Consider the following 26996-nt stretch of genomic DNA (forward strand, 5'->3'; position numbering starts at 1 on the left):
GTTTTAATTTAATTGAAACACCGCCTGAGATCACCATCACAAATAATAAAGCCTTCCCGGAGGAAGGCTTTATTTGACTTAAAAGAGGAGATCAGTCGCGTTCAATAGCCAGCGCCACGCCCTGACCACCGCCAATGCATAATGTCGCCAGCCCTTTGCGCGCGTTGCGCTTTTGCATCTCGTGCACCAGGGAAACCAGAATACGGCAACCGGATGCGCCAATCGGATGACCCAACGCGATCGCGCCACCGTTGACATTGACGCGTTTCTCGTCCCATTCGAGGACCTTCCCCACCGACAACGCCTGCGCCGCGTAGGCTTCGTTCGCTTCAATCAGGTCAACATCATTTAACTGCCAGCCTGCACGATCCAGACAACGTCGCATCGCATAGACGGGCGCGATCCCCATCAACGCCGGATCAACGCCAACGCTGGCAAATGCCCGAATACGCGCCAGCACCGGCAGATTCATCGCCTGCGCTTTGTTCTCGCTCATCATCAATACTGCCGCTGCGCCATCATTCAATGGCGAAGCGTTACCGGCGGTGACCGAGCCGCTCACGCCAAAAGCCGGAGACAATCTTGCCAGCGCTTCGGCACTGGGATCGGTACGCGGCTGTTCATCAGTATCAACAATCACCGCCCGACCATCTGCGGCAATCGCGTTCACCGGTACAATCTCAGCACGAAAGCGACCTGAATCAATGGCCGCGCGTGCTTTATGCTGGGAACGGAGTGCCCATTCATCCTGATGTTCGCGGCTGATGCCATACTCGCGCGCCAGATTTTCCGCCGTCATTCCCATATGGTAATCGTTGAACGCATCCCACAGCCCGTCGTGCACCAGACTATCAATCAGTTGGCTATTGCCCAGCGGCGCACCGGTTCGGCTGTCGGTGAGCACATGCGGCGCACGACTCATATTTTCCTGGCCGCCTGCAATCACCACATCTGCCTCGCCACACTGAATAGCCTGCGAGGCCAGATGCAGGGCTTTTAGCCCTGAACCGCAAACATCGTTAATGGTGATGGCGGAAACGGTATTCGGTAACCCACCTTTAATAGCCGACTGGCGCGCAGGATTTTGCCCGGCTCCGGCAGTTAACACCTGGCCCAGGATCACTTCATCAATATCCTGTGGCTGCACACCGCTGCGTTCCACCAACGCCTGCACTACCAGACTACCGAGCTCAACGGCGGAGTGGCGCGACAAGGCCCCCTGAAAACAGCCGATTGGCGTGCGGACAGCCCCCACGATCACGACATCTTTCATCTCTACCTCCGCCCTGGAATGAACCTGGCAATAGTAGTGCATTGTTAATGAGTGTTAACAAGGTTGTTTAAAATTGGTGATATTAATCACAAGGAAATAATGGACCAGAAACGGTGGAAATAAAGAAGGAGGAGGAGAAAACGGAGCTACAGGCGCGCGGCCAGAACAGCCGCGCGCCAGAAGGATCAATTATTAACCGGGATCACCGCACCTTTATATTTGGTGCGGATCCACTCCTGAATCTCTTTGGAGTGCAGCACGTTCACCAGCGCAACGATATCCTTCTTCTTCTCATCACCACGATGAACGGTAATGATGTTCGCGTACGGGTTGTTTTCACCGCTCTCTACCGCAATCGGATCGTGTACCGGATCCAGGCCAGCATCGATCGCGTAGTTGGCGTTGATCACTACCGCGTCGCCTTCATCGTTGTTGTACATCTGCGGCAGCAGCGCCGCTTCAACGTTCGGCAGGAATTTCAGTTTTTTCGGGTTATCCACGATGTCGTCAATACGGGCAGTAACTTTATCCACACCCGGTTTCAGCTTGATCACGCCCGCTTTTTCAAAGATGGACAGAATACGCCCCTCTTCGGAGACCGCATCACGCATGATGATCTTGCCGCCTTGCGGCAGATCTTTCAGCGACTTGTATTTTTTAGAGTAAATACCAATCGGCTCAATATGAATCGCGCCCGCACTCACAAAATCATAGGTCTTGTCGCCTGCATGGTCTTTGATCACGCTGTTCAGGTACGGGATGTGCTGGAAGTAGTTGGCATCCAGTTCACGGCTGGCCAGCGCAGTGTTCGGCAGGATGTAATCCTGGAACGGTTTAATTTCCAGATCGATGCCCTGTTTCGCCAGAATCGGTTTCGCCTGCTCCAGAATTTCAGCATGCGGCACATTAGATGCGCCAACGATCAGCGTGTCCGCCCAGGAAGAGAAGCTCAGAACGCTCAGGGTGGCTGCGGCAATCAGTGTCAGTGTTTTTTTCATGATGGTGGTTTCCAATAATTATCGTTTATCTAACAGAGAAGTCATCACGTCGCCGCAGAACTGGATGATGAAGACGATGATCAGGATAGTCACCGTCGCCACCAGCGTGACGTCGTTGTGGTTTCGCTGGAATCCTTCCAGATAAGCAAGGTTGCCCAACCCGCCTGCGCCAATAACTCCGGCCATGGCGCTGTAGCTCACCAGCGCTATCAGCGTCACGGTAATACCGGACACCAGCGCAGGTGATGATTCAGGTAATAACACCCGAAAGATCAGTGTGCTCAGACGCGCGCCCATTGAACGCGTCGCCTCAATCACCCCTTTATCCACTTCGCGTAGCGCAATCTCGACCAGACGCGCATAAAACGGCGCAGCACCGACAATCAATGCGGGCAGTGCCGCATTAGCGCCGAGAATGGTGCCAACCAGCGCCTTGGTAAACGGGATCAATAACACAATCAAAATGATAAACGGGATCGAGCGGAAGACGTTCACCAGAATCGAGATGATGCTGTACAACGCACGGTTCTGAAACAGACCGCCACGCGCAGTCAGAAACAGCGCCAAACCAAGCACAATCCCCAGCACAAACGTCGCCGCGCCTGACAGTGCCGTCATATATAACGTCTCTTGCGTGGCGGCCCAGAGTTGCTCCCATTTCAGATGGGGGAAAAATGACTCAGCCATGCGTTACCACCTCGCTTTCAATCTCGCTGTTGCGTAAGTCGGCGAGGATATTGTTCAGTTGTTCCGGGGTCGCCACCACGTGCACCCATAATTGTCCAAACACACCGTGCGCTGTTTGCGACATTTTGCCGTGCAGAATATTGAACGGCAGGCCATAGCGCAGGGTCAGTTCTCCCACAATCGGCTGGTGCGTATTGTGGCCAGTAAAGGTCAACTTAATGACGGCACCGCCCAGGTCGCTGCTCAGTTCCGGATTAAACGCCTCGTCTTCTTTATACTGGCTGACCTGACGTACAAACTGCCGGGTGATCGGTTTTTGCGGGTGAGTAAAAACACTTAACACATCGCCCTCTTCCACCACCTGACCATTCTCCATCACCGCCACGCGGTCGCAGATTTTGCGTACCACATGCATTTCATGGGTGATCAATACAATGGTCAGTTTGAAGCGACGATTAATATCCAGCAGCAGATCGAGAATCTGATCGGTCGTCTGCGGATCCAGCGCCGACGTTGCTTCATCACACAACAGCACATCCGGATTGTTCGCCAGTGCACGAGCAATACCGACGCGCTGTTTCTGCCCACCGCTCAATTGCGACGGATAGGCGTTTTCGCGACCTTTCAGCCCCACCAGCTCAATCAGTTCCGCTACACGTGCGGTGATTTTCGCTTTCGGCGCACCGGCAATCTGCATAGAAAAGGCGATATTTTCGCTGACCGTGCGCGACCACAATAAATTGAAGTGCTGGAACACCATGCTGATCTTCAGACGCGCCTGGCGCAGCGCTTCGCCCCGCGCGGCGGCGATATCCTGCCCATTGATCACGACGCTGCCGGAGGTGGGCTTTTCCAGCCCGTTCAGTAAACGGATCAGCGTACTTTTCCCGGCGCCGCTGTAGCCGATAATCCCGTAAATTTGCCCCTGCTCAACGGTCAGATTGACGCTGTCGACAGCAGTAATCGATGCCTTTCCCTGGCCGAAAATCTTAGAAATATTCCTGAGAACGATCATGCGTTGGTGTTTCCGTCTGGCAGTTTAGCAGTATGGATGTCCAGACGATAATAATCACCCGTAGTGATATTTCAAATAACCAAATGGACATTATTTATAACTAAAAGCGCTAAACGGCAGAAAAAGCGGGATTTTTCGAAAAGGATTTATTTCGCATTACATTGCCAAAAAACGCATAACTCCAGCGAAAAGAACGAAAAAAGTGCATGAAATCAGCGCTAAAACACCTTTTTTGGCTATCAACACATCCGGACGACTATACGGCTCTCCGTCCCGACGGCCAAACAGAGCTTTATATTTCCGTTTGTTCTAAACGACAAATAAAGATTCTTTAAAAGAGAAAAATGGCAGACCTATCATCCGCCCATCACGATTTTCTACGGGTGAACACACAATGTCTGTCTTCCATTCAGTAACCGAATTGATCGGCCAAACACCGCTGCTGCAACTGCATAAACTCGACAGTGGCCCATGCGAATTATTTCTCAAACTCGAAAACCAAAACCCAGGCGGATCGATCAAAGATCGGGTCGCTCTGTCGATGATCAATGAAGCCGAACGGTTAGGTCTGCTCTCGCCTGGCGGCACCATTATTGAAGCCACTGCGGGAAATACGGGGCTCGGGCTGGCGTTGATTGCGGCGCAAAAAGGGTACTCGCTGGTGCTGGTCGTGCCGGACAAAATGAGCCGTGAGAAGATTTTTCATCTGCGCGCATTGGGTGCAAATGTGGTGCTCACCCGCTCTGACGTCAACAAAGGGCACCCGGCCTATTATCAGGACTATGCCCAACGTCTGGCGCTCGAAACACCGGGCGCATTTTATATTGATCAGTTTAATAACCCGGCCAATCCCCAGGCGCACACTACCACCACCGCGCCGGAGATTTACCACCAGCTTGACGGCAATATCGACGCCATCGTCGTGGGCGTGGGTTCCGGCGGCACGTTGGGTGGGTTACAAGCCTGGTTTGCCAAACACTCGCCGCACACCGAATTTGTGCTGGCGGATCCGGCAGGTTCCATTCTGGCCGACCAGGTCGAAAGCGGTCATTACGGTGAACCCGGCTCATGGTTGGTTGAAGGGATTGGCGAAGATTTTATTCCGCCGCTGGCGCATATCGATGGCGTGAAACAGGCATTTCGCGTCACCGACCGCGAGGCCTTCGCCACCGCACGGGATCTCCTGCAACAGGAGGGCATTCTGGCAGGATCGTCTACCGGCACGCTGCTGAACGCGGCACTGCGTTACTGCCGGGCGCAAACCACGCCAAAGCGCGTGGTCACGTTCGCCTGTGACAGCGGCAATAAATACCTGTCGAAAATGTTCAATGACGACTGGATGCGCCAGCAAGGTCTGCTCACCCGCCCATCGAGCGGTGACCTGACCGATTTTATCGCGCTGCGTCACGATGAAGGCGCGACGGTCACCGCCGCACCGCAAGACAGCCTTGCCGCAGTACTGGCACGCATGCGTTTGTATGACATTTCGCAGTTACCGGTGCTGGAAAAAGGTCACGTGGTCGGGATTGTTGATGAGTGGGATTTGATAAGCCATGTGCGTGGCGACAGTGCGCGTTTTTCCCTGCCGGTGAAAGAAGCGATGACCCGCAACGTTGAAATTCTTGATAAGCATGCTCCGGAGAGCGCGCTGTATGCCATTTTCGATCGCGGCCTGGTGGCGGTGATCGCTGACAACGGCCGTTTTGTCGGCCTTGTCACCCGCAGCGACGTCCTCACCACCTGGCGCAACCGCCTTGAACAATAAAGAACAAAAGGAAAAGAGAGTGAAAACACTGGCAACGCAGAGTGTCCATAGCGGCACATTCAACGACCAACACGGCGCAGTCATGCCGCCAATTTACGCCACGTCAACCTTCGCCCAACCCGCGCCAGGTCAGCACACCGGGTATGAATATTCGCGCAGCGGCAACCCGACGCGCCATGCGCTGGAAACCGCCATTGCCGAACTGGAAGGCGGCACGCGCGGTTATGCCTTTGCATCTGGCCTCGCCAGTATTTCAACCGTGCTTGAACTGCTGGATAAAGAGAGTCACCTGGTGGCTGTCGATGATGTCTACGGCGGCACCTACCGCCTGATTGAAAATGTTCGCCGCCGGAGCGCCGGGTTACGGGTCAGTTGGGTAAAGCCCGACGATCTCGCCGGGCTGGAAGCCGCCATCCGACCGGACACGCGCATGATTTGGGTGGAAACGCCCACGAATCCGCTGCTAAAACTGGCGGATCTGGCGGCCATTGCCACTATCGCCAAACGGCATAATGTGCTGAGCGTGGCGGATAACACGTTTGCGTCCCCGGTGATCCACCGCCCACTGGAGTTGGGGTTCGATATTGTGGTGCACTCCGCCACGAAATACCTGAACGGACACTCCGATGTGGTGGCCGGGCTGGCGGTGGTGGGTGACAACCCGGCGCTTGCCGAGAAACTGGGCTATTTGCAAAACGCCATCGGCGGCGTACTCGATCCCTTCAGTAGCTTCCTGACGCTGCGTGGGATCCGAACTCTGGCGCTGCGCGTGGAACGACACAGCAGCAACGCGTTAGCGCTCGCACGCTGGCTGGAGCAACAGCCGCAGGTGGAAAAAGTGTGGTTCCCGTGGCTGGAGTCACACCCGCAGTACGCGCTTGCGCGTCAGCAGATGGCGCTACCGGGCGGCATGATATCGGTGGTGATCAAAGGCGATGATGCGCGGGCGACGACCATCATCAACAAATTGACGTTATTTACCCTGGCGGAAAGCCTTGGCGGTGTGGAAAGCCTGGTAAGTCAGCCTTTTAGCATGACCCATGCCTCCATTCCGCTGGAACAACGGCTGGCCAACGGTATTACGCCGCAACTGATCCGTCTGTCGGTAGGCATTGAAGACGAAAACGATCTGATTGCAGACTGGCGGCAGGCATTGCTGTAAACCGGAGAGCCCCACCGCGTCAGCACATCGGCGCAAGCGCGGTGGGGCGTTGCCACCACGGACGATGTGCGAATTCAGGGAACGGTGTAGGCATCCCGCGCGGAAACCACCTGATTGCGACCCTGTTTTTTAGCCGCATAGAGCGCGGTATCAGCCAGGTGGATCAACCCACTGGCAATCATATGCAGCGGTTTATCCTCAATAGAGATTTGCTTGCCATGCAGGGTTGCCACGCCGATGCTGATGGTCAAATAACCGGTCGGACTGGCATGGTGCGGTAACGCCAGCGCATTAATATTGCTGCGCACCACTTCTGCCACGCCCAGCGCCTGCACCAGATCGGTACCGGGCAAAATAATCAGAAACTCCTCACCGCCGTAACGGCTCACATTATCGCCGCTACGCAGGCGCGACGACGTAAGAGTTTTGGCAACAATGCGCAAACAGTCGTCCCCCGCCTGATGACCGTGGGTATCGTTGTAGTTTTTGAAGTAATCAATATCCGCCAGACAGACTGACAGCGGGAAATCGTCCTGCATGGCGCGAGTGATCTCCGCCACCAGGCACTCATCCATATAGCGGCGATTAAACAACCCGGTCAGATGATCGTGCTGCGCATATTGTTGCAGCACTTTGTTGGCACTCGCCAGTTTCTGTTCGGCGTGACGGCGCTCGGTAATATCCACCCAGGTCACCGACAGACCGATAACATTGTCCATCGCATCGCGAACCGGCACCGATTGAATGTCGTAGCAGCGATCAAACCAGCCCAGTTCTCGTGAAGGCAACGTTTCTCCGCCATCCGCCAGTTCAAAGTCCGTACGAAAGAAGTGCCAGTACTCTGGCATCAGGCTCTGGAAATGGATCTCCGCACCGTGCGGCGCGCGTTCTCCCAACAGCTTTGCCATCGCTTTATTGGACATCACCAGCCGCCCCTGGCGATCGATCATGCAGAGCGCCACCGGGGTGGTTTCATAGATTGTCTCCAGTTGCAGGACGCGCTCGCCAAGCGTGGAAATGTTGCGGTCGATCCCACGGTACCCGCACAGTTCACCGTTATCGTCAAACAGCGGAATACCGCTGGTTTCCAGCACCACAATGGTTCCATCAGCACGCTGGTTACGGTTTACCAGCCCGGAAAACGCGCGCTTCTCCATCACGATAGCGCCAAAAGCGCCGGCAACGCGTTCGGCTTCGCCCGGTGGCATAAAATCAAAGGGGGTTTTGCCAATCACCTCTTCCGGTGGCACACCCAGCAGCTCCGTCACCACATCGGAAGACCAGGTATAACGCCCCTGAGCATCCACTTCCCAAACCCAATCTGAATTATTATTGAGCAACTCAAAGAGATGCTTAACGTCTTCATCCCTGTGGTCTGTCCGTCTTTTTTCACTCATGATTTTTGTTCCGCATGACCCGCTATGCGCTTAACAACAGCCTGGTGATAGGGTGAAAGGCGAAAAGCATACCTGGCCGCTAAAATCGCACGCCTTGCCAGAATGACCTTCAGCCGCAAACAATTCACCACAAATAGATAACTTCGCGTCATGCCTAAGCTGCAGGCTAACCCTGTGAAAGTGAATCAGATTTGCACTCATTTTGCATAATTATTGTTAAGTGCTTTCTACTTACCAGGATCTGCTCTGGCCCTGTCGCGCCCCACATCCATTACGATAAGTCATGATAGCCTTGCCGGGACGCAATGCATCAGGCTTTTTCGTTATCCCTGTGCACGCCAGCACAATACCGCTTCCCTTTCCCAGCCCAATGTTGCCCAGGATAAATACCCAATCACCGTTATTTATTTGTTCTCCAGCCCAACCAAACCGGTAATTATAGAGTCAACCTATCTTAATAAATTTATTATCCCAAACGCAAATTTCCGCATGGATTTTTATTTTTTTCCAGGTAATATAAATTTTCTTCGCTTATTATCGTCGTGCACGCATAAGAAAAAAAGGTAATCATCGCGACCTGTCTATATATATAAGCGAATTAATTAAAAGCATCTATAAAACAAAAAAGAGCCTTCCTGCATTTATTGCAGCGGCTTGCTATACCTATGTTCGCTCCTGTGAAGCGCCGTGCCACAAGGCCTGGCGTGGGCTATCATTAACGTCGGGTATTGTAAATTTATGCGTATTAACAATAGCGAAAATAAAACAACCAGTACTAATCCGGCCCGTCAGGCGCACCGTCACATGTCATGGGGGATGCTAGGGTTTTGCTTATTACTTATCATATTGAAGTGTTTTAGTTAATTCGGCGAGAAATCTTTCTTATAAAAACAAGGCGGGAATAATGTATACCCATTATTCGGATTGCCTGAGTGGGCAAATCGTAAAAGAGTAGAAACTTATCTGACTCCGTTGCTGAAGGGGAAACAAAAAATAATCCCCCGGCACTGGACGCGCACCGGGGGGATTATTCCGGCCTGATTATCCTTTCAAGCCTGGGCCACTGCTACCGTGCAAACTCACTCTTAAATCATTTCACTTTGCGGCCTGCTTTGCAGCCAACCGGCCAGCGCTGCCGCCGTGAGCGCGCGGGAGTAAAGATAACCCTGCGCAATATCACACTGCAGATCGCGTAACTGATTACGCTGCTGTTCCGTTTCCACACCTTCGGCAACCACCGTCTGATGCAGACTCTGACCAATTTTGACCACCGTGGTGGCGATGGCTTTCATCTTGCTGCCTTCGCTCAAATCACGCATAAAGCTCTGATCGATTTTCAGTTCAGTCATCGGTAAATGCGCCAGTCGGGACAGGCAAGAGAAACCGGTGCCAAAATCATCCATCGACAACCCAACACCTAACTCCCGCACGGCGCAAATCACTTCCATCGTTTCCGGTCGCTTGTCCATCATCACCCCTTCGGTGATCTCGATGGTCAGACAACTGGCCGGAATACGGTACTGCCGGAGCAGATACGAAATGTAATTAGGCAGGCTGCTGTTATAGAAGTTGATCGGCGACAGATTAACCGACACCACGGGTACATCAATACCGTTATTGCGCCATTCCGCCATCTGGCGGCAAGCTTCATGGAGCGTCCAGCGACCAATGGCCTCGATCTCGCCGGTCTCTTCGGCCAGGGCGATAAATTTTCCGGGGGGAATATCGCCAAGAACCGGATCGGTCCAGCGTGCCAGCGCTTCGACCCCATAAAGCTCGCCATTTTTAAGCCAAACCTGCGGCTGATAGTGCAAATGCAGCAGATTGCTGGCGATTGCCAGTTTCAACGCCGCCGCCAGTTTTAGCCGTTCCTGATCCACCTGGTTCATCTCAGTGCTGAAGAACAGGTAACCGCCGGAGGCCGCCGCTTTCGCCAGATGTGACGCGTGGTTAGCATGCTTAAGCAAACCATCCCGTGAAACGCCATGATCCGGATACAGACTGATACCGGTGCTGACGGTCACATTTAACGCCAGATCGGCAATTTTAAACGGCATGCGGAACAGCGCCTGAATTTTCTGCGCGATACTGGTTGCCCGAGTGCTATCGCAATCCGGGATCACCAGCACAAACGCGTCGCTGTCGGCGTGGCTGACAAACCCCTGGCGGGAAAACTCAGTGCGCAGGCGCTGCGCGATGGCCACCAGCACGTTATCCCCTGCGGCGTAGCCGAGCGCATCGTTAACGTCTTTAAAATGATCCAGGTCGAGAAAGAAGAACGCCGCGCGGGCATGCTCGCTACTGGTCATCATCTGATCGATATACTGATGCAACGCGCTACGATTCGGCAGCCCGGTCAGACGGTCAAAGGTTGAAAGTTTAGTGACACGCTCCTGGTCAATGTGCACCACAACACGACAAGGTGCGCCCGTATTTTCTGGTCCGTCATAACTGATGGTTGCCGCCAGCGACGTCTCTTCGCCGGTTGCAGTAATGACGGTCAGTGCCTGCTCATTTTCTGCTTCGCAGGACAGCACATCGATAGCGCCAAACAACGGAATGGTTGACGCCTTACAGCCGAGGACCGAAATCCGCGGATAGCCCCATAATTGCTCAGCTGCGCGATTAAAAAAAAACACGGTTTCCGTACTATCAAGTAGTACGACAGCATCGTGAACATTTTCGAGTGCGGCAAGCATATTCTGAGAGCCGAAAATATCATTTTCAGAATGCATAATCGTTTTTCTTAAAGAAGTGTTCGGGTACATCCTAATTGAAAGTATTAAAGGGTTCAATATCACTCAGCAGCTATATTAATAGAGAATGATGATTTATAGATGGTCTCAATATATAAACATTAATTAATCGCTAAAGAATCCAAAATAATTTCCGATAAAGACAGTGCGCACAAAAATCGAGAAATTATGAATAAATTGTGAAGAATTGATGTCGGGTAATTATTAATAAAAAGTTTAACTAACAATCCATGTGATAAATTTTACCTCTCACACCCCGCAACGCCGTGCTACCTGCGGCTTTGTCTCGACGCACAGTAATAAATAAAGCCAGCATTCATAGAAAACCCTAATAAGTGCATCCTAATTTATTGATATCGTCACTTGACCTTAACCGCTCCCCACCGACAGTATATGAGGAAATTCTCAAATAAACCGAATGTCTGAAATTTATCTTAACGAAAGACCTGGTTTATTACGTTTCCGCTGAATAACCCGGAAAATAGAGAAGACAACCTTGCTTATTATAGCTCGTATTCAACACATCGGGGTCAGGCAAATACTATGTATGATGATTTAGGTTCTTTGGCTGGAAAACTAAAAATGTCCGGTGTCTCTTTCCAGGAAATGAATGAAGAAGATGGTGCTACTATGCAAGCAGTAACCACAACGGCAGTCACCTCCGACGCCAGCGACGAAAAACACGAAGCGGCAATCACTGAAATCCCGGCTGTCAGCCGCAAAGAAGTGAGCCCTGCCAGTGCGCCAGCAGACGTACCGGCTAACACTATCTCCTGGCCGAAAAGCAAACCGGCACCGGTCGCTGCACCAAACGCGTTCAGCACACCGGCAAATACGATTATGGAAAGCGTTGCGGCCATCAGCCGTCCGGCGGAATTTGAAGTCCGTGAACGTAATCCGGTGCGGCTGGATATGTTATTTACGGTAATTGGCAAATAATACCGTTCAGCCATGTGGGATCCACACATGGTAATAATCAGCACAATTTTTCATGACCTGCTGCAGGTGATGCTATCGGTCTATGACTAATTTGATGGCCAGCAGAATGCGTCATGATTTTTAACAGGTAACCGGAAACATTGTTATGCCGGGGTACCTTTATTATTTTCTGTGCAAGATGATACAAACATGAAAAAAATCATCGGAATTATATTCACGCTGATGTTGTTAGCATTATCCCTGCTGGTGATCATCACCCCAATGGGCAGCGATAAGCAATACCTCTTCGGTCTTAGCGTGATGGCAGCCGTGCTCATTCTTGGTCGAATAAAGGGTAAGAAAGCCGTACTGGCAATGCTCACACTTTCATTGCTGATGTCAACGCGTTATATCTGGTGGCGTGCAACTACGACGCTGCATTTTGACTCCACGCTGGAAATGTTGCTGGGTAGTTTACTGTTTGCTGCTGAAATTTATTCGTGGACGATTTTGCTGTTGGGTTATATTCAAATGGCCTGGCCATTAGAACGCCCTATTGCTCCGTTACCTCAGGATAAATCGACATGGCCGACCGTCGATATTTATGTTCCTTCTTATAATGAAAGTCTCGAGGTCGTTCGCGATACCGTTCTTGCTGCGCAGTGCATCGAATATCCACAAGATAAAGTCAAAGTGTATATTCTCGACGACGGCAAGCGCGATGAGTTCCGTGACTTTGCTGCTGAAGCTGGGGTCGGCTATATCACGCGCCCGGATAACAGCCACGCTAAAGCCGGTAACCTCAACCATGCGATGACAGTGACCAATGGCGAGCTGATTTGCGTGTTCGACTGCGACCACGTGGCGACCCGCGTATTCCTGCAGGCTACCATTGGCGAGTTCTTCCGCGATGACAAACTGGCCCTCATCCAGACTCCGCACCACTTCTACTCCCAGGATCCGTTTGAACGTAACCTGACGGCGGCGAAACGCGTTCCGCACGAAGGTGCGCTGTTCTATGGCCCGGTGCAAAAGGGTAACGACAACTGGAACGCCACCTTCTTCTGCGGCTCCTGTGCGGTGATCCGCCGTGCTGCACTGAACGAAGTGGGGGGATTTGCAGTAGAAACCGTGACCGAAGATGCGCACACCGCGCTCAAATTGCAGCGTCGCGGCTGGAACACCGCGTTCCTGGATATTCCTCTGGCTGCCGGCCTTGCCACAGAACGTCTGGCGCTGCATGTGAACCAGCGTATTCGCTGGGCGCGTGGTATGACGCAGATCTTCCGTATTGATAACCCATTGCTGGGCCGTGGCCTGAAGCTGACGCAGCGCCTCTGTTATCTCAATGCGATGCTGCACTTCCAGTATGGTCTGCCACGCGTGATATTCCTGACGTCGCCGCTGGTGTTCATGTTGTTTAACCTCAACATTATCTCCTCGTCGGCAACATTGATTTTTGCCTATGTGCTGCCGCACCTGGTGCTTTCCACGATGGTCAACTCGCGGATCACCGGGCGTTATCGTTATGCGTTCTGGGGCGAAATCTACGAGACGGTGATGGCGTTCCACCTGATCCTGCCAACGTTGTTAAGCCTGATTTCACCACGTTTGGGTAAGTTCAACGTGACGGATAAAGGCGATCTGACCGACAAAAACTACTTTGACGCCCATACCGTTCGTCCGCTGATCATCACGACCATTCTGATGGTCGGCAGCATGATCTGGGTTGGCGTACGCTACTTTATGCATGACTACGCCGGTATCGACCCGCGCGTGATCCTGTTCAACATCGCATGGGGTACCTTCAGTACCATTATTCTGCTGGCCTCTATTGCCGTTGCAAAAGAGACCAAGCAAATCCGCAAAACCATCCGAATCTTCGCCCGTCTGCCGGTAACGATCCATTTTACCGACGGCTCACAGATGCAAACCCGCACCTTCGACATCTCCATGGGCGGCGCACGCGTGGCGCTGGTGAAAGGGGAAGATATGACGCGCAAAACCCCGGTGCAAATCGAACTGGGCCTCAGTGGTGAAATTGCCCATGTGCCAATCCGTGCAGCAGGTATGGGCGTGGGGGATATTCGCCTTGAGTTTGACACGCTGCCGCTGAGTGAACGCCGTAAGTTGGTGCGCGTCGTACTCTCCCGCGCCGATGCCTGGTACCGTCCACCGCATGCGCCTGATCGCCCGCTGATCTCCTTTATCGGTATTTTGCAGTGCGTATATGAACTGTTCTTTGGCCCGAAAAAACGCACCAATGGGTTTAACAGCCAGATGGCCACGGTCGCGAAGAAACAGAAAGAGGTTAACAATGCGCTTTAACCCCATCGCACTTGCCACTCTGCTGGTGTGCTCAGTAAACGGCACGGCCTTTGCGCTCTCGACGGACAGCGATGCGCTGCCTGAGCTGCCGCTGCCGGTTACGTTGCAAGGTTCAACCTCGGCGCAGACACCGCCGCCTGCGCCAGCGAATGCCAGTAATCAGAACATCGCCAGCACGCTCAGTTTTGGTGATATGGGCGCAACCGGTGGGCTGACGCTCTCCGGTATGCAACTGCAAAACGGCGTCTCCTTTAACCTGCCCGGCGATCTGGTGATCACCGATGCGCATATCAGCCTTAATGTGCAGGTCAACCGTAGCGATGTGAACGGTGAAAACCTGCAACTGATGCTCAACGGTCAACCGCTGGGGGCGATCCCGCTGGATCAGTTACAACAGGATAAAGGCTTCTGGAATCTGGATGTGCCAGCGTCGATGATCGCCTCCAGTAACAACCTGAGCTTCCAGTTGAAAACCGGCGACGACATTATCAATAACGTCTGGAGCTGCCAGCGCCCGCTGCCTGCGGATTACAAAGTCACACTGCAACCGGAATCGACCCTAAATTATCAGGGGCTCTGGCTGAATGTGCGTAAAACGCTGGGGACGTTCCCACGTCCGTTCTTTGACGTGAAGCAAACCAAAGACCAGGCGGTCAGCATCGCTTATCCGGAAAGCCCGGATGCCGACGTGCTGATGGCATCTGCCATTGTCGCCTCACAATTTGGCACACTGAGCAACGGTCGGCCAAGCCGTTTCGAAGTGCAGTACAACGCGCTACCTGCGGGCAACGGCATTTTGATTGGTAAACCGGGTCAAATGATTGGCGGTGTAACGATCCCACAAAGCAATGGTGCAGCGTTGCAGGTTATCGACAACCCGCAAAACCCGGCCTACAAACTGCTGGTGGTGAGTGGACATAACGAAATGCAACTCCGCCAGGCCGCCTGGCGTCTGACGCAACCTGCCCTGCCAGATAGTGACACACTGGATGTTCCGGCGCTGAAAATCGCACAACGCGAAGCGTATGACGCTCCTCGCTGGATCAACACCGATCGCCCGGTGACGGTTCGCTCATTACTCAATGATGACGGCGCGTTGATCGCACACGGCGTCTGGCACGGCGAAAATCGTTTGCCGTTCCGCACCGCACCGGACCTGTTTATGTGGGATGGCTCCGCCATACCGCTGCGCCTTAATTACAGCTTTGCGCAGAAAAACTGGATTGACGACGACGAGTCTTTCCTGAACGTCAGCCTGAATGGCGAGTTCCTGAAACGACTGCCGGTAAGCAAAGAAGGTCTACTGGCGCCGGTGATGTCAATGCTGGGTTTATCGCAACGTCAACAAAGCGCCGTGGTGAATATCGATCCGCGCGCCATTCTCGGCAGCAACCAACTGGGCTTCTGGTTTGGTCTGAAAGCACAGAAAAATGCACCCTGTAACGCCATGGCGGATGAAAACATCCAGAGCCGTATTGATGGGGACTCGACCCTTGATTTCAGCCGCTCCTGGCACTACGGCAAGCTGCCGAATCTGGCCTGGTTCAGCGGCGCGATGTTCCCGTTCACGCGTAACGCCGACCTGGCCCACACAACGGTGTTGATGGCTGCGCATCCCACAGTGGAAGAAGCGACAGTGCTGCTCAATCTGATGGCGCAGTCCGGCCGTAATACCGGCGTCACCGCCAATTTCCTGCACCTCTATACCGGCATGCCGGGGCACGATGACGCCCAGCAACAACTGACCGATAGCGATGTGCTGGCGATTGGCAACCTGAGCAATAACGAGCAGCTCAACCCGCTTTTACAAGGCAGCGCGTTTACGCTCAATGGCAACAATCTTGAGGTCAACACCACCAGTGCAGTGGGACGTGTGCTGTCGCTGCTGAGCGGCAATCAGCCGCTGACGGACAGGGAAGCCGCGGAATACCTCAGCGACAACAACCAGTGGCGCGGCCTGTTGAGCATGCGCTCTCCGTGGAACCCGCAACGCGTGGTGGTCGTGGCGACGGCCACGGACAACCACCAACTGGCGCAACTGTCTGAGGATATGACTAAACCGGCATTCCAGTCTGCGGCCGGCGGCGATTTTACCGCGGTCAGCAATACGGGTGATGTCCACAGTTGGCGTGTTGGTGAACAGTTCGTCAGCGGCAATCTGCCTGGCTATCTGCGCGTACTGTGGTTCACGAGCGAGCATGTTGTCTGGTTGGTGGTTCTTGCCTGCCTGATTGCCGCCGTGTCCGGTCCAATGTTGTTTCACTCGCTTCAGCGCCATGCGCGTCAACGCTTGCAGGATAAAACGAAGAAATGAATACGCGTAAACAACTGACGCACGCTTTTTACCTGCTGTGTCTGATGGGAGCCAGCCACCCGGCTGCGGCGGCTGATAGCGCCGATGCGACGGGGAATGACACAGCCGTAAAAAAACTGTTGGCGCAAGCCAGTTACTGGCACAGCAAAGCCCATGACGATATGGCGATGGAAGCGCTGCAAAAAGTGCTGGCCGCCGATGATAAAAATATCGACGCTATGTACCTGATGGCGCTCTATCACTTGCAACAGGGCAACGTTCAGCAGTCTGAGATTTGGCGTAAAAAAATCGCTGATATCTCACCACAGGATCCGCGCCTGAATGCGTTGACCAGCGCCAACACCCTGCGCAACATTCCGCAGGACAAACTCAACGCCGCGCGCCAACTGGCGCGTCGTGGACAAATTAAAGAGTCGATTGCCGCATGGCGTGCGCTCTTTAACGGCAACCCACCGCCAGATGACGTGGCACTGGAGTATTACCAGACGATGGCGGGTGACAGCGCCACCTGGCCAGAAGCCGTGGCGGCTATGCGCCAGCGCGCCAGCATTATGCCGGATGATGTGCCAACCAAAACGGCGCTGGCGATGGCGTTGACCTACCAGGAGCAAACGCGTCGGGAAGGGATCAATCAGCTCAGCAGCCTGGCGGCGGAGGATAAAAACGCCGATAAGGCTCTGCAACAGGCCCTGTTGTGGTTGGATGCGAAATCGTCCGATCTTCCGGCGTATACCGCATGGGCACAGCGTCACCCGGAAGACAGCGCGCCGATGGACCACTACCGCAAAAGCGTGGAAGGCGATGCCACCAAAGCGGGCTTCGATGCACTGAATGGCGGTGACTTAGGCAATGCGAAGGATAAGTTTGCCGAAGCGCTGCAAAACCGCGCTAACAACGGCAATGCGCTGGCCGGGATGGGTTACGTGGCATTACGGCAGAATAACTATGCCGATGCGGAAAAATATCTGCGCCGCGCCTCGCAAGAGGACACCAATAACACAAACAGCGTGCAGTGGGCGAAAGATGCTGACAACGCCCGTTACTACGGTGCGCTGGCGCAGGCCAAAAACCTGAGCCAGAAAGGCAGCTACGATCAGGCCCTGGCCAGTCTCGACAGCAGCGCCACTAACGACGCCAGTCAACAGCAAGCAGCCGATATGCTGCGCGCCGACATCCTGCGCCGTCAGGGCAAATTGCCGCAGTCGGAAGAGGTCTACCGCCGGTTACTGGAGCGACACCCACAGAATACCGACATCCGTACCGGATTGTGGTGGGTACTGAAACAGCAAAACAAACAGGCGGAAGCCGACGCCATGCTGCGCACCCTGCCCGCTAACCTGCGTACCCGTTATGCCTCGGTCGGGGACAATGGCGATAACGAACGGAAAGCGGCACAGGCGGCATTGCAGGAGGGGAACAGCTCACGCGCCATGCAAATCCTGCAAGCGGCATCCGCTAAATATCCGCAAAACGTCTGGCTGCAACTGGATTATGCCCGGGCGTTGCGTAAAGCCGGGCAGAAGCAACAAGCCAGCACGTTGATGTCTGGCGTGGTGCAACGTGGCGGCAGCAACAAAGAAGCCCTGTACGCCGCAGCCGTTTATGCCGCTGAAGATAGCGACTGGTCACGCGCACAGAGCCTGCTGGCTCGTCTGCCGCGCAGCAGCTATAGCGCCGATATGACGGCACTGAGCACCCGTGTACAGCTCAACCAGCAACTGGATGTTGCGCGTAACTACCTGCGTCTGGGTAATACCACGGCAGCACGCAACTCTTTGCAAGCGCTGAAACGCAACCCGCCGCAAACACCGGTGGATGTGGGTCGTCTTGCAGAGATGTTGATGCAGAGTGGTGATAACGCAGGCGCGCTACAACTGGTGCGTGATAGTCAGGCGCAAGGGCTGCACGGCTCCGTAGTGGACTATGCAGGACAGATCCGCGTGCTAAACCAGGCCGGTCAGTTTGCCGAAGCGGAGAGTATTCTCAATGCACCGGCGCTGCAAAATGGCGCCAGCCAGCAAGAGATCAATGCGATTCGTACCGGCAACCTGATTGCTCGCGCGGATCGTCTGCGAGAGAAAGGCCAGATTGGCAAAGCGTGGAACCTGCTGATGCCGGAGCTACAGGCCAATCCGACCAATACCGATCTGCTGTTATCCGTCGCGCGCATTTATCAGGCCGATCACATGGATGAGAAAGCCACGGAGATCTACCAGTACGTGCTGCGTAAATCCCCGCGCGATAAGCAGGCACTGACCGGGATTGTTAACCTGGCGCTGGCGCGAGGTGATAACGACGATGCCCGTAAAGCATTCGCTTCACTGGAACCCAGTCAGGATGCGGATTATATGCTGCTTGCCGCACGTGTAGCGGCAGCCAACGGCGAGAACCAGCGTGCCATGTCGCTGCTGCGCACCGCGCAGTGGCGTCTGCAACAAGGCGGTGAGGAGGACAGCGATGAACTGAGCTCAGTCATGTCGCTGCCTTCGCCGACTCGCCAGGCGCAACAAACCGCCATGAGCGGCATCAATACGATGATGCGCGACTTGCAAGAGAAGAGCGCCACCTGGACCAGCGCGGGTATCTCGCTGCGCAGTCGTGATGGTGAATCAGGCCTGAGCGCATTAGATGAGATCCAGTCGCCGCTGATCCTTTCCGGCGCGGTGGGCGACAGCACGCGCATCAACCTGAACGTCACGCCAACGGCACTGAACGCAGGCGAGATGTCGGGAGAGTCCGCCAACCGCTTTGGTTCCGGCGCGCTGGAGCACGCGGCAAAACTGGCGGAAGCCGCAGCCAGCACCAGCACCACGACGACCTCGACCAATGCCTCCAGCCAGGGTAGCCAGCAGGCCAACGGCGTGGCGGCAAACCTCAGTCTGAGCGGCGACAACTACAAGCTGGATGTTGGCAGCACGCCGACCGGTGGCGAGTTTACCCGCTTAGTCGGCGGCGTGGAGTGGACACCGAAACTGACACAATACAGCTCGCTGAACCTGAAAGCGGAACGCCGCGCGGTCACCGACAGCCTGCTCTCTTACGTGGGTGTGAAAGATAAAAGTACCGGGGAAAGTTGGGGGGGCATTACCCGTAACGGCGTGTCCGCGCAGTTTGCGTGGGATAACGACCTGGTTGGTCTCTATACCCGCCTGGGTTTTGATACCTGGGTTGGTACTAACGTGCCGACGAACCACTCGATCAACATGCTGGCGGGCAGTTACCTGCGCCCGTGGCGCACCAACGACAGCGAGATGAAGGTCGGGGTCAACGTCAACTACATGAACTTTGACCGTAACCTCAGCTATTACACGCTCGGCCAGGGCGGCTATTTCAGCCCGCAGGATTTTATGGCGGTCTCGTTGCCGGTGTCACTGACTCGCCATATCAACGACTGGGATATGACGCTGAGCGGCTCCGTGGGTTACCAATCCTATAAACAGGATAAGAGTAACTACTTCCCGGGCCACAACACGCTGCAATCGCAGTTAAACAGTTACGCCAGTTCCGATGACGACGTGGATGCAGTTTACAAAGCCACGTCAAAAAACGGCATTGGTTACACATTGGGCGTGGATGCGCGCTACCACCTCAGCGACAACCTGGCTCTGGGTGCAAACCTGGGGTATGACACCTTCGGCAGTTATAACGAAGGTAAAGCGTTGTTTTATTTCAAATATTACGTCGATCAAAACAAATAAACCGTGGGATACATGATGTTTAGCAATCAGGACACTTATTTACAACGCAACTATCAGGCTGGCTGGCACGATCTGGTGTATCTGTTCTTCAACGAATACACCGAAGGTCGTGGCGATAAAGATCCCGACGCCTTGAGACGTATTGGTCAGATGATGGCCCAGTGGTATCCCATTGATAACGCAGCCACCGTCAGCGAACTGGAAGCGAGCATCAACCGGGTGCTGGAGCTGTTTAACTGGGGCTTCGTGAAGATGGCGCCCGCCCAGCGCGAGCTGATTCTGCTGCATTGCGCCTGGCCGCATGCACCGGAATACCGTGATGAAGCGGGCTGGCGTCGTGCCAGCGCCTATGTGCTGGAAGGTGCCTATTCCCAGTGGTTGGTGTCGCAGGGCGCAGGCAATCAGGTGCCCGTGCGCTGGAAAGACAACGCCACTGAAGATGTGCTGATTTTCCGTTACGCCATTGGCGAATAATTTCGCAAGGGCATTTCCACCATATATCAACAATCAGGTGACCATAATGTTTAATGAGATCGTGGTTTCAGGAAGAACACTGGAAATCGAAACAGTTAACCATATGGAGGACAATGCCTTTGTTTCACTGGTTCTCGATACATACGGGCGAATTATTTACGCCAGCCCGTTTTTCTACCAGCTCACCGGTTTTAGCCATGACGAAGTGATTGGCCAGGTTTTGTTTCAGTCCGAAGATGAGACAACCGTCATCTCTCTGGCGATGGCCATTAAACTCGCACAGCAAACCGGTGATAACTGGCAGGGGGAAATATCGCAGAAGAAAAAGAACGGCGAGAGGCTATGGCTCGACACCAGACTAATGCCGCGCCGTGATGATAACGGTGAAATATTCGCATTTATTCTGTTGGGTTTTGATATTACCCGACATATGACGATTCGTGAAAAATTGCATTTCCGTGCGCATAACGATGCATTAACCAAGACCCTGAACCGCCAGGGTTATTATATTCGCAGCCGTAAGAAAATTCGTGCAGCGAATGCGCGTGGCGCGCAGATTGTCGTGGCGATCCTCGATCTCGACAATTTTAAAACCATTAATGACGAACTGGGGCATGCGGCGGGAGATGAGGTGTTACGTTGCTTTATAAGCCGGGTGAAGCAATGTATTTCCCGCACGACGTTACTCGGACGGTTGGGCGGCGATGAGTTTGCCCTGACCTATATTGATGGTGTGGATGAACCAATGGGTCGTGGCGTGTTGCAATCCATTGTTGAGGCCACTCGTCAGCCAATGTATTTGCAGTACCTGCAACAAACTGTGGAATTATCGGTCAGTATTGGCGTTGCCAGTTATCCTGAACACGGACCGAATTTTTCATCAATATTAAAAGCTGCCGACACCGCCCTTTATCGGGTTAAGGCGAGCGGCGGTGATGATTTTATTAATTATCAGGTTCCAGGCATTAATGAGCCTGGTAGCATTATTAACACCGTTGTGTGTTGATATTTTAACGACTACAAACAGCAATAGTTTTTTCCCAGAGGAAATAAGTATGTTAAAGGCTGTAATCCCAGTGGCAGGCCTCGGTACACGTATGCTCCCGGCTACCAAGGCTATTCCCAAAGAGATGTTACCGATTGTGGATAAACCGCTTATCCAGTATATCGTGCAGGAATGCTACGCTTGCGGGATCCGTGAAATTGTGCTGGTGACCCACTCGTCCAAAAATGCCATCGAAAACCACTTCGATACCTCTTTTGAACTGGAGTCATTGCTGGAATCTCGCGTGAAAAACCAGCTTCTGGAAGAAGTTCGTACGATTTGCCCGGCAGGCATGAACATTATGCATGTGCGTCAGGGTCACTCAAAAGGCCTGGGTCATGCGGTACTGTGCGCAGAACCGCTGATTGGCGATAACGACTTTGTCGTGTTGCTGCCGGATGTGCTGATCGACGATAGCCAGTGCGACCTCTCTTCAGATAACCTGGCGGCGATGATCAACCGCTTTACCACAACCGGCGCCAGCCAGTTGATGATCGAGCGCGTTAACCATGAAGACGTCTCCCGCTACGGCGTGGTGGATTGCGGCGGTGTAAACGTAGCGGAAGGCCGCTTCGGTCAGGTGCAGGGAATGGTAGAAAAACCGGCCGTCGATGAGGCTCCGTCAGACATGGCGGTGGTTGGGCGTTACGTACTTTCCAAAGAAATTTGGCCGTTGTTGCGCAAAACCCCTATCGGCGCGGGTGGCGAAATCCAACTGACCGATGCCATTGCGATGTTGCTTGAACGCTCGCCTGTTGAGGCTTATGCCCTGACCGGTAAGTCTCACGACTGCGGCGACAAAATCGGTTATATGAAAGCGTTTGTGGAGTACGGCCTGCGTCATGACGCTACCGGTCCGGCGTTCCGCCACTGGTTGCAGCATGAACTGACGTTATCGCCGGTGGCTGAAGTCGTTGACCGCATTGCAGAAGTGGTTTAACGCCTGACGGCGTTTTACCCGGTTAACTGCCATATCTTCACAACAGGAAATCTCATGTTAAGGACCACCTGGCTCATGTCGTGCTTATTGCTTTCGCTGGCCATGACCTCTTTTTCAGCCCGCAGTCAGGACGGCAACTGGGTGCTATTTAAACAGAACTACCTGAGCCAGGATGGCCGCATAGTTGACCATGAAAATGGCGATATCAGCCATTCGGAAGGTCAGGGATATGGCATGTTATTGGCGGTGATGAACGATGATCCCGCCAGTTTTGAGAAAATATGGCGCTGGACGCGTAATACATTATTACGTCCTTCACTTTGGTTATTTGCCTGGCGTTATGATCCGCAACAACACAAAGTGACTGACGATAATAATGCCAGCGACGGCGATACACTTATTGCCTGGGCATTATTACTGGCCGGGAATAAGTGGCATGACCAGAGTTATCTGACCGCCTCTGAAAATATTCAAGAAGCGCTAATCAATTGTTTGATTATTGAACAAGATACACACACTTTACTGCTGCCAGGTTTGAGTGGATTTACTAAAGATGATGGCTATATTATTAATCCTTCATACTTTATCTTTCCAGCCTGGGATAGTTTCTGGCAACATCAGCATAATGATATTTGGCTGAAGCTGAAAAAATCGAGCCTGAATTTACTCGATAAAGCGCGTTTTGGTAAAACGCAACTGCCCAGCGACTGGATTTTTGTCAAGAATAATGGTGAAGTCATACCTGCCGATAACTGGCCGGCACGTTTTAGTTATGACGCAATTCGCATCCCGCTGTACTTAAGCTTGAGCGAAACGCAACAACATTCGACGGATAATTTCCGTCATTTTTGGGCAAATTATGCCCGAAGCGAAACGCCCGCGTGGGTGGATGTCTCCGGGGAAGGACATGCGAATTACTCGATGTCTGGCGGCATCCTGGCGGTGCGTGATTTAACGATGGGCGATTACCAGCATATGGATAAGTCCGTTCGTCCGGGAGAGGGATATTATTTGTCCGTACTGCATATGCTGTCGTTATTTGCCGTCACATTAAAAAAAGAGTAACGGCGCTTCGTCGCCAGCAATACGCAGTTTTGCGCCGGTTACGTTGGCCCGCGCACCTTAGTGATGTTTTAGCAGTGCAGACTCTGACGCAGGAATGCGCAGAAAACAGGCAGGATGCCTTTTAGAATTGACCGATAACCGGCCTGGCAATACAGGAACACCGGTTCGTTATGTCGTTTCCGTCTCTACAGGCTGCGGCGCGAACCGGATGACAATGAATAATAAAAATCACACATCTCATGTCCAAGCATGAGGGAGAGACTTGATGACAGAGTTGAAAATTATAACACGTCATTTACACAGCACGTTGTTACACGCGGATCGTCAACCAAGCGGAAACTTGCGCCCCGGGGATCACAATGAACATCCGTAATCTTGAATATCTCGTCGCGCTGGCCAAGCATCGACATTTTCAACGTGCAGCGGAGGCCTGTAATGTCAGCCAGCCAACGCTGAGCGCACAGTTGCGTAAACTGGAAAATGAGCTTGGTTTGCAGCTACTGGAGCGTACGACACGCAGGATCCGCTTCACGCAGACCGGCCTGCGTCTGGTCGAACAAACCCAGGTGGTGTTGCGGGAGATCGAAGCGCTGAAAAACATGGCCAGCAGCAGTCACTATCAGAGCCTGATGCAGACGCTCGATGTGGGCATTATCCCTACACTTGCGCCGTATATCTTTTCTCATCTGAATTCGGTATGTCACGAGAACTTCCCGGAAATCGAACTGGAAATTCACGAAGCGCAAACCAATCAGTTGCTGAACATGCTGGAGTCCGACGCCATTAAATGCGCGATCATGACCTCTAACAAAGATACCAGCAAATACGTTGAGCTACCGCTGTTCGATGAACCACTCGTACTGGGCGTAAGCCAACAGCATCCGTGGGCGCGAATGGGTGAAATCGATATGGGGCATCTGAAAAACAGTAAGATCCTGATGATTGATGACGGCAACTGCCTGCACAGCCAGGTGCTGCGTTATTGCTATCAGTTCGAGCTGGAACCCGATCCGCGTTTTGTCGCCATGCACCTTGAAACGCTGCGCCGTGGCGTGGCGTTTAACCGTGGCGTTTCATTCTTCCCGCTGCTTTCTACCCAGCAACAGGGGGGCAATGAAAACATTCGCTATTTGCGCTGTGTGAGTCCGGAGCCAAAACGCAAAGTGGTGCTGATTTTCCACCGCAGCGACCCGATGCGTAAGAAATATGAGATCCTGCGCAACGCCATTGCCCGCTATATGGAACGATACATTATCGATAACAACGTACTGGCGTGATCCATCAGCGCTGCTCATCAGTACAGGCAGCAGACTCTTTCTCATCTTTACGACAATCATGCGCCGGTATGGTTGTCGTTTTTTGCATTAAGCCGCGCATGATATCGTCCGGCAACACCGTTCCGCGATGGTACATCTCTTCAATCAACAACCAGACCGTCACCAGCGAAATCGTATAATCGGCAATCGCCGTTGGCGCACGTAAAGCAGCCATAAACGGGAAACGTGCGCACAGCTGGGCACGGTCATCTTCAGTGACTTCATCATGGTAATAAGGTAAGGAAAGCAGACGGTAAGCCTCAGCTTCATCCACAGAAGACGCCCAGCACAAGCGAACGGCGATGGTTTTCACAAACGGTGGAACCAGCACATTGCGCTCCGATAGCGGATCCAAATGCAAAGGAAGACGACTATGGTGCGACTCTGCTTTCATTTTTTCCTCAATACCTGGCGACCAGGGGGGCTGTTCCGTATTCGGAGCTATATCCATATCCATCGACCGCGTAGAAATTTTCTTTAGGGTTAATGTTTAAAATAGAGAATAAAATGAAATTGATCCATACGGAATGTCTTAAAATCATAAAAAAGTTCATATAAAGCAAAAGGTTAATTCATGTGCAGTTATTGATGCTATCGATCCTAATCTGTTATTTTCATTTATCCCATATATTAAAACCGGGAAACGTCTTACTGTTGTTGAATAATTTTGTCAGTAACCCGCCAGTAACGTGAAAATATATCACCGATGACACGGGACATTCGGTCAGCGTCTGCATACCTTTACTGACCGCACACCACCCATTCGATATGCATTAATTTATACAGCGACCCTCTTTTATATTGTCATACAAATTGGAATGATAACGACCCTCTTCCGGTACGACAAGGCTCCCGCACATGGCGTGATGCGTGAAATACAATTCCCCCTGTCAGTGGACGTCTGAGGATGAAGCCGCACGCATGCTGCGCGGACAGCTTCCTGCGTGATCAACACCGCAACTTTCAGCTTTAACCGCCGCCCTTCCGGTGAAGCCGGTTGTTTTTGGCACAAATACCGCTTTTTATCTTGTTTGTTCGTATGATCGACATGGGCTGGCCCATGCTCTGATAAAGCACAAAATCCGGCTTAACGCGCACAACAGGAAAAGTGAACCATGCACCCGTTTCAGCAAATTTTGAATTCGACGCTCGCTCGCACGGAAGGCCAGCCTCAGCCGGCAACGCCGCATAACCCGCTGGATCTGGAGTTGCGCACCCTGCCGGTCAGCGCCACACCGGAGGATTTTCTTGCCCTTGCCAAAGCGCGCAGAACCATTTACCTGCTGGGTAAAGCGCTACCGCTCGATGAAGAGAAGGTGGAGGCGATAATCAAAGAAGCGATTCGTCAGGCGCCGTCGGCATTTAACTCACAAAGTTCGCGGGCATTGATTTTGATGGGTAAAGAACACGATCGTTTTTGGGCGCTGGTACGAGGGCAGTTGCGCAATGTGATCCCGGCGGAGAGTTTCCATGCCACCTCCGATAAGCTCGACGGGTTTGCTGCTGCCGCCGGATCGGTACTGTTTTTTGAAGATCAGGAGACGATCTCGCATTTACAGAAGCAGTACATTGCTTATGCCGATAACTTTCCCGTCTGGTCGGAACAAAGCAGTGGAATGGCCCAGTATGCGGTGTGGCTGGCGCTGGCGGAAAAAAACATTGGCGCTAACCTGCAACATTATAACCCACTGATTGACGAGGAAGTTCGCCAGACATGGGCGATCCCGGAGAGCTGGAAACTGCGCGCAGAGATGAATTTTGGCAATATCGTCGCCGCCGCCGATGAGAAAACCTTTATCGACGACGACAAACGCTTTATTGTCGCCCGCTAATTGCACGTTCCGA

19 protein-coding genes are annotated in these 26996 nt (G+C 53.1%); 12 read left to right on the forward strand and 7 right to left on the reverse strand.

Annotated elements, in window-relative coordinates; translation table 11 throughout:
* Positions 1-91: 91 nt before the first annotated feature.
* The 4 genes from ABGA49_RS13725 to ABGA49_RS13740 all read right to left on the reverse strand — a co-directional run bounded on the left by ABGA49_RS13725 (position 92) and on the right by ABGA49_RS13740 (position 3973).
* The gene (locus ABGA49_RS13725; RefSeq protein ID WP_061493295.1) at positions 92-1273 is read right to left on the reverse strand and encodes an acetyl-CoA C-acetyltransferase; all 1182 of its coding nucleotides are present in this window, start codon (positions 1271-1273) and stop codon (positions 92-94) included.
* A gap of 185 nt (positions 1274-1458) precedes the next feature.
* A complete protein-coding gene (locus ABGA49_RS13730) occupies positions 1459-2271 on the reverse strand; it encodes a MetQ/NlpA family ABC transporter substrate-binding protein (protein ID WP_061499767.1) in 813 nt (270 codons plus the stop codon).
* An 18-nt stretch (positions 2272-2289) separates the two neighbouring features.
* The gene (locus tag ABGA49_RS13735) at positions 2290-2958 is read right to left on the reverse strand and encodes a methionine ABC transporter permease (protein WP_061493294.1); all 669 of its coding nucleotides are present in this window, start codon (positions 2956-2958) and stop codon (positions 2290-2292) included.
* Positions 2951-3973, reverse strand: a complete 1023-nt coding sequence (locus tag ABGA49_RS13740; RefSeq protein ID WP_347665682.1) for an ATP-binding cassette domain-containing protein — start codon at positions 3971-3973, stop codon at positions 2951-2953. The genes ABGA49_RS13735 and ABGA49_RS13740 overlap by 8 nt, the downstream gene beginning before the upstream one ends.
* A gap of 394 nt (positions 3974-4367) precedes the next feature.
* Here ABGA49_RS13740 and ABGA49_RS13745 point away from each other — a divergent pair, with 394 nt between their 5' ends.
* Both ABGA49_RS13745 and ABGA49_RS13750 read left to right on the forward strand, forming a co-directional pair.
* Positions 4368-5738 carry a cystathionine beta-synthase gene (locus ABGA49_RS13745; protein WP_134318721.1) on the forward strand — a complete coding sequence of 457 codons (1371 nt, stop codon included), beginning with the start codon at positions 4368-4370 and terminating at the stop codon, positions 5736-5738.
* A 19-nt stretch (positions 5739-5757) separates the two neighbouring features.
* Positions 5758-6900, forward strand: coding sequence for a PLP-dependent aspartate aminotransferase family protein (locus tag ABGA49_RS13750; protein WP_088237770.1), 1143 nt, complete (start codon positions 5758-5760; stop codon positions 6898-6900).
* 74 nt (positions 6901-6974) lie between these two features.
* Here ABGA49_RS13750 and ABGA49_RS13755 read toward each other — a convergent pair whose 3' ends face one another.
* Both ABGA49_RS13755 and ABGA49_RS13760 read right to left on the reverse strand, forming a co-directional pair.
* The gene (locus tag ABGA49_RS13755) at positions 6975-8297 is read right to left on the reverse strand and encodes a diguanylate cyclase (protein WP_061493290.1); all 1323 of its coding nucleotides are present in this window, start codon (positions 8295-8297) and stop codon (positions 6975-6977) included.
* A 1085-nt stretch (positions 8298-9382) separates the two neighbouring features.
* Entirely contained in the window at positions 9383-11032 is a 1650-nt protein-coding gene (locus tag ABGA49_RS13760; protein WP_088237769.1) for an EAL domain-containing protein, read from the reverse strand.
* Between the two features lie 651 nt (positions 11033-11683).
* Here ABGA49_RS13760 and ABGA49_RS13765 point away from each other — a divergent pair.
* From ABGA49_RS13765 to oxyR, 9 genes are all read left to right on the forward strand, one after another.
* Positions 11684-11992, forward strand: a complete 309-nt coding sequence (locus tag ABGA49_RS13765; protein WP_245191430.1) for a hypothetical protein — start codon at positions 11684-11686, stop codon at positions 11990-11992.
* A gap of 189 nt (positions 11993-12181) precedes the next feature.
* A complete protein-coding gene (bcsA, locus tag ABGA49_RS13770) occupies positions 12182-14299 on the forward strand; it encodes a UDP-forming cellulose synthase catalytic subunit (protein WP_088237768.1) in 2118 nt (705 codons plus the stop codon).
* Entirely contained in the window at positions 14289-16613 is a 2325-nt protein-coding gene (locus tag ABGA49_RS13775; RefSeq protein ID WP_134318718.1) for a cellulose biosynthesis cyclic di-GMP-binding regulatory protein BcsB, read from the forward strand. The genes bcsA and ABGA49_RS13775 overlap by 11 nt, the downstream gene beginning before the upstream one ends.
* Complete coding sequence (locus tag ABGA49_RS13780) at positions 16610-20311, forward strand: cellulose synthase subunit BcsC-related outer membrane protein (RefSeq protein ID WP_347665683.1); 3702 nt, start codon at positions 16610-16612, stop codon at positions 20309-20311. The genes ABGA49_RS13775 and ABGA49_RS13780 overlap by 4 nt, the downstream gene beginning before the upstream one ends.
* Positions 20312-20323: 12 nt before the next feature.
* A complete protein-coding gene (gene bcsD, locus ABGA49_RS13785) occupies positions 20324-20785 on the forward strand; it encodes a cellulose biosynthesis protein BcsD (protein ID WP_061493285.1) in 462 nt (153 codons plus the stop codon).
* Between the two features lie 46 nt (positions 20786-20831).
* Positions 20832-21791 (forward strand): sensor domain-containing diguanylate cyclase, encoded by a 960-nt coding sequence (locus ABGA49_RS13790; protein ID WP_088237766.1) that lies wholly within the window; start codon positions 20832-20834, stop codon positions 21789-21791.
* Positions 21792-21840: 49 nt separating this feature from the next.
* Positions 21841-22770, forward strand: coding sequence for a UTP--glucose-1-phosphate uridylyltransferase GalU (gene galU / locus ABGA49_RS13795; RefSeq protein WP_061493283.1), 930 nt, complete (start codon positions 21841-21843; stop codon positions 22768-22770).
* Between the two features lie 54 nt (positions 22771-22824).
* The gene (locus ABGA49_RS13800; RefSeq protein ID WP_347665684.1) at positions 22825-23835 is read left to right on the forward strand and encodes a glycosyl hydrolase family 8; all 1011 of its coding nucleotides are present in this window, start codon (positions 22825-22827) and stop codon (positions 23833-23835) included.
* Positions 23836-24194: 359 nt separating this feature from the next.
* On the forward strand, positions 24195-25112 hold the full coding sequence (gene oxyR / locus ABGA49_RS13805; protein WP_088237763.1) for a DNA-binding transcriptional regulator OxyR: 918 nt from the start codon (positions 24195-24197) through the stop codon (positions 25110-25112).
* 4 nt (positions 25113-25116) lie between these two features.
* Here oxyR and ABGA49_RS13810 read toward each other — a convergent pair whose 3' ends face one another.
* Positions 25117-25602, reverse strand: a complete 486-nt coding sequence (locus ABGA49_RS13810) for a hypothetical protein (protein WP_245191431.1) — start codon at positions 25600-25602, stop codon at positions 25117-25119.
* A gap of 664 nt (positions 25603-26266) precedes the next feature.
* Between ABGA49_RS13810 and ABGA49_RS13815 the strand changes: the two genes are divergently transcribed.
* Entirely contained in the window at positions 26267-26983 is a 717-nt protein-coding gene (locus ABGA49_RS13815; RefSeq protein ID WP_088237762.1) for a nitroreductase family protein, read from the forward strand.
* Positions 26984-26996: the final 13 nt, after the last annotated feature.

The organism is Kosakonia sp. WA-90 (genome assembly GCF_039871955.1).
In the GTDB taxonomy this organism is placed as follows: domain Bacteria; phylum Pseudomonadota; class Gammaproteobacteria; order Enterobacterales; family Enterobacteriaceae; genus Kosakonia; species Kosakonia oryzendophytica.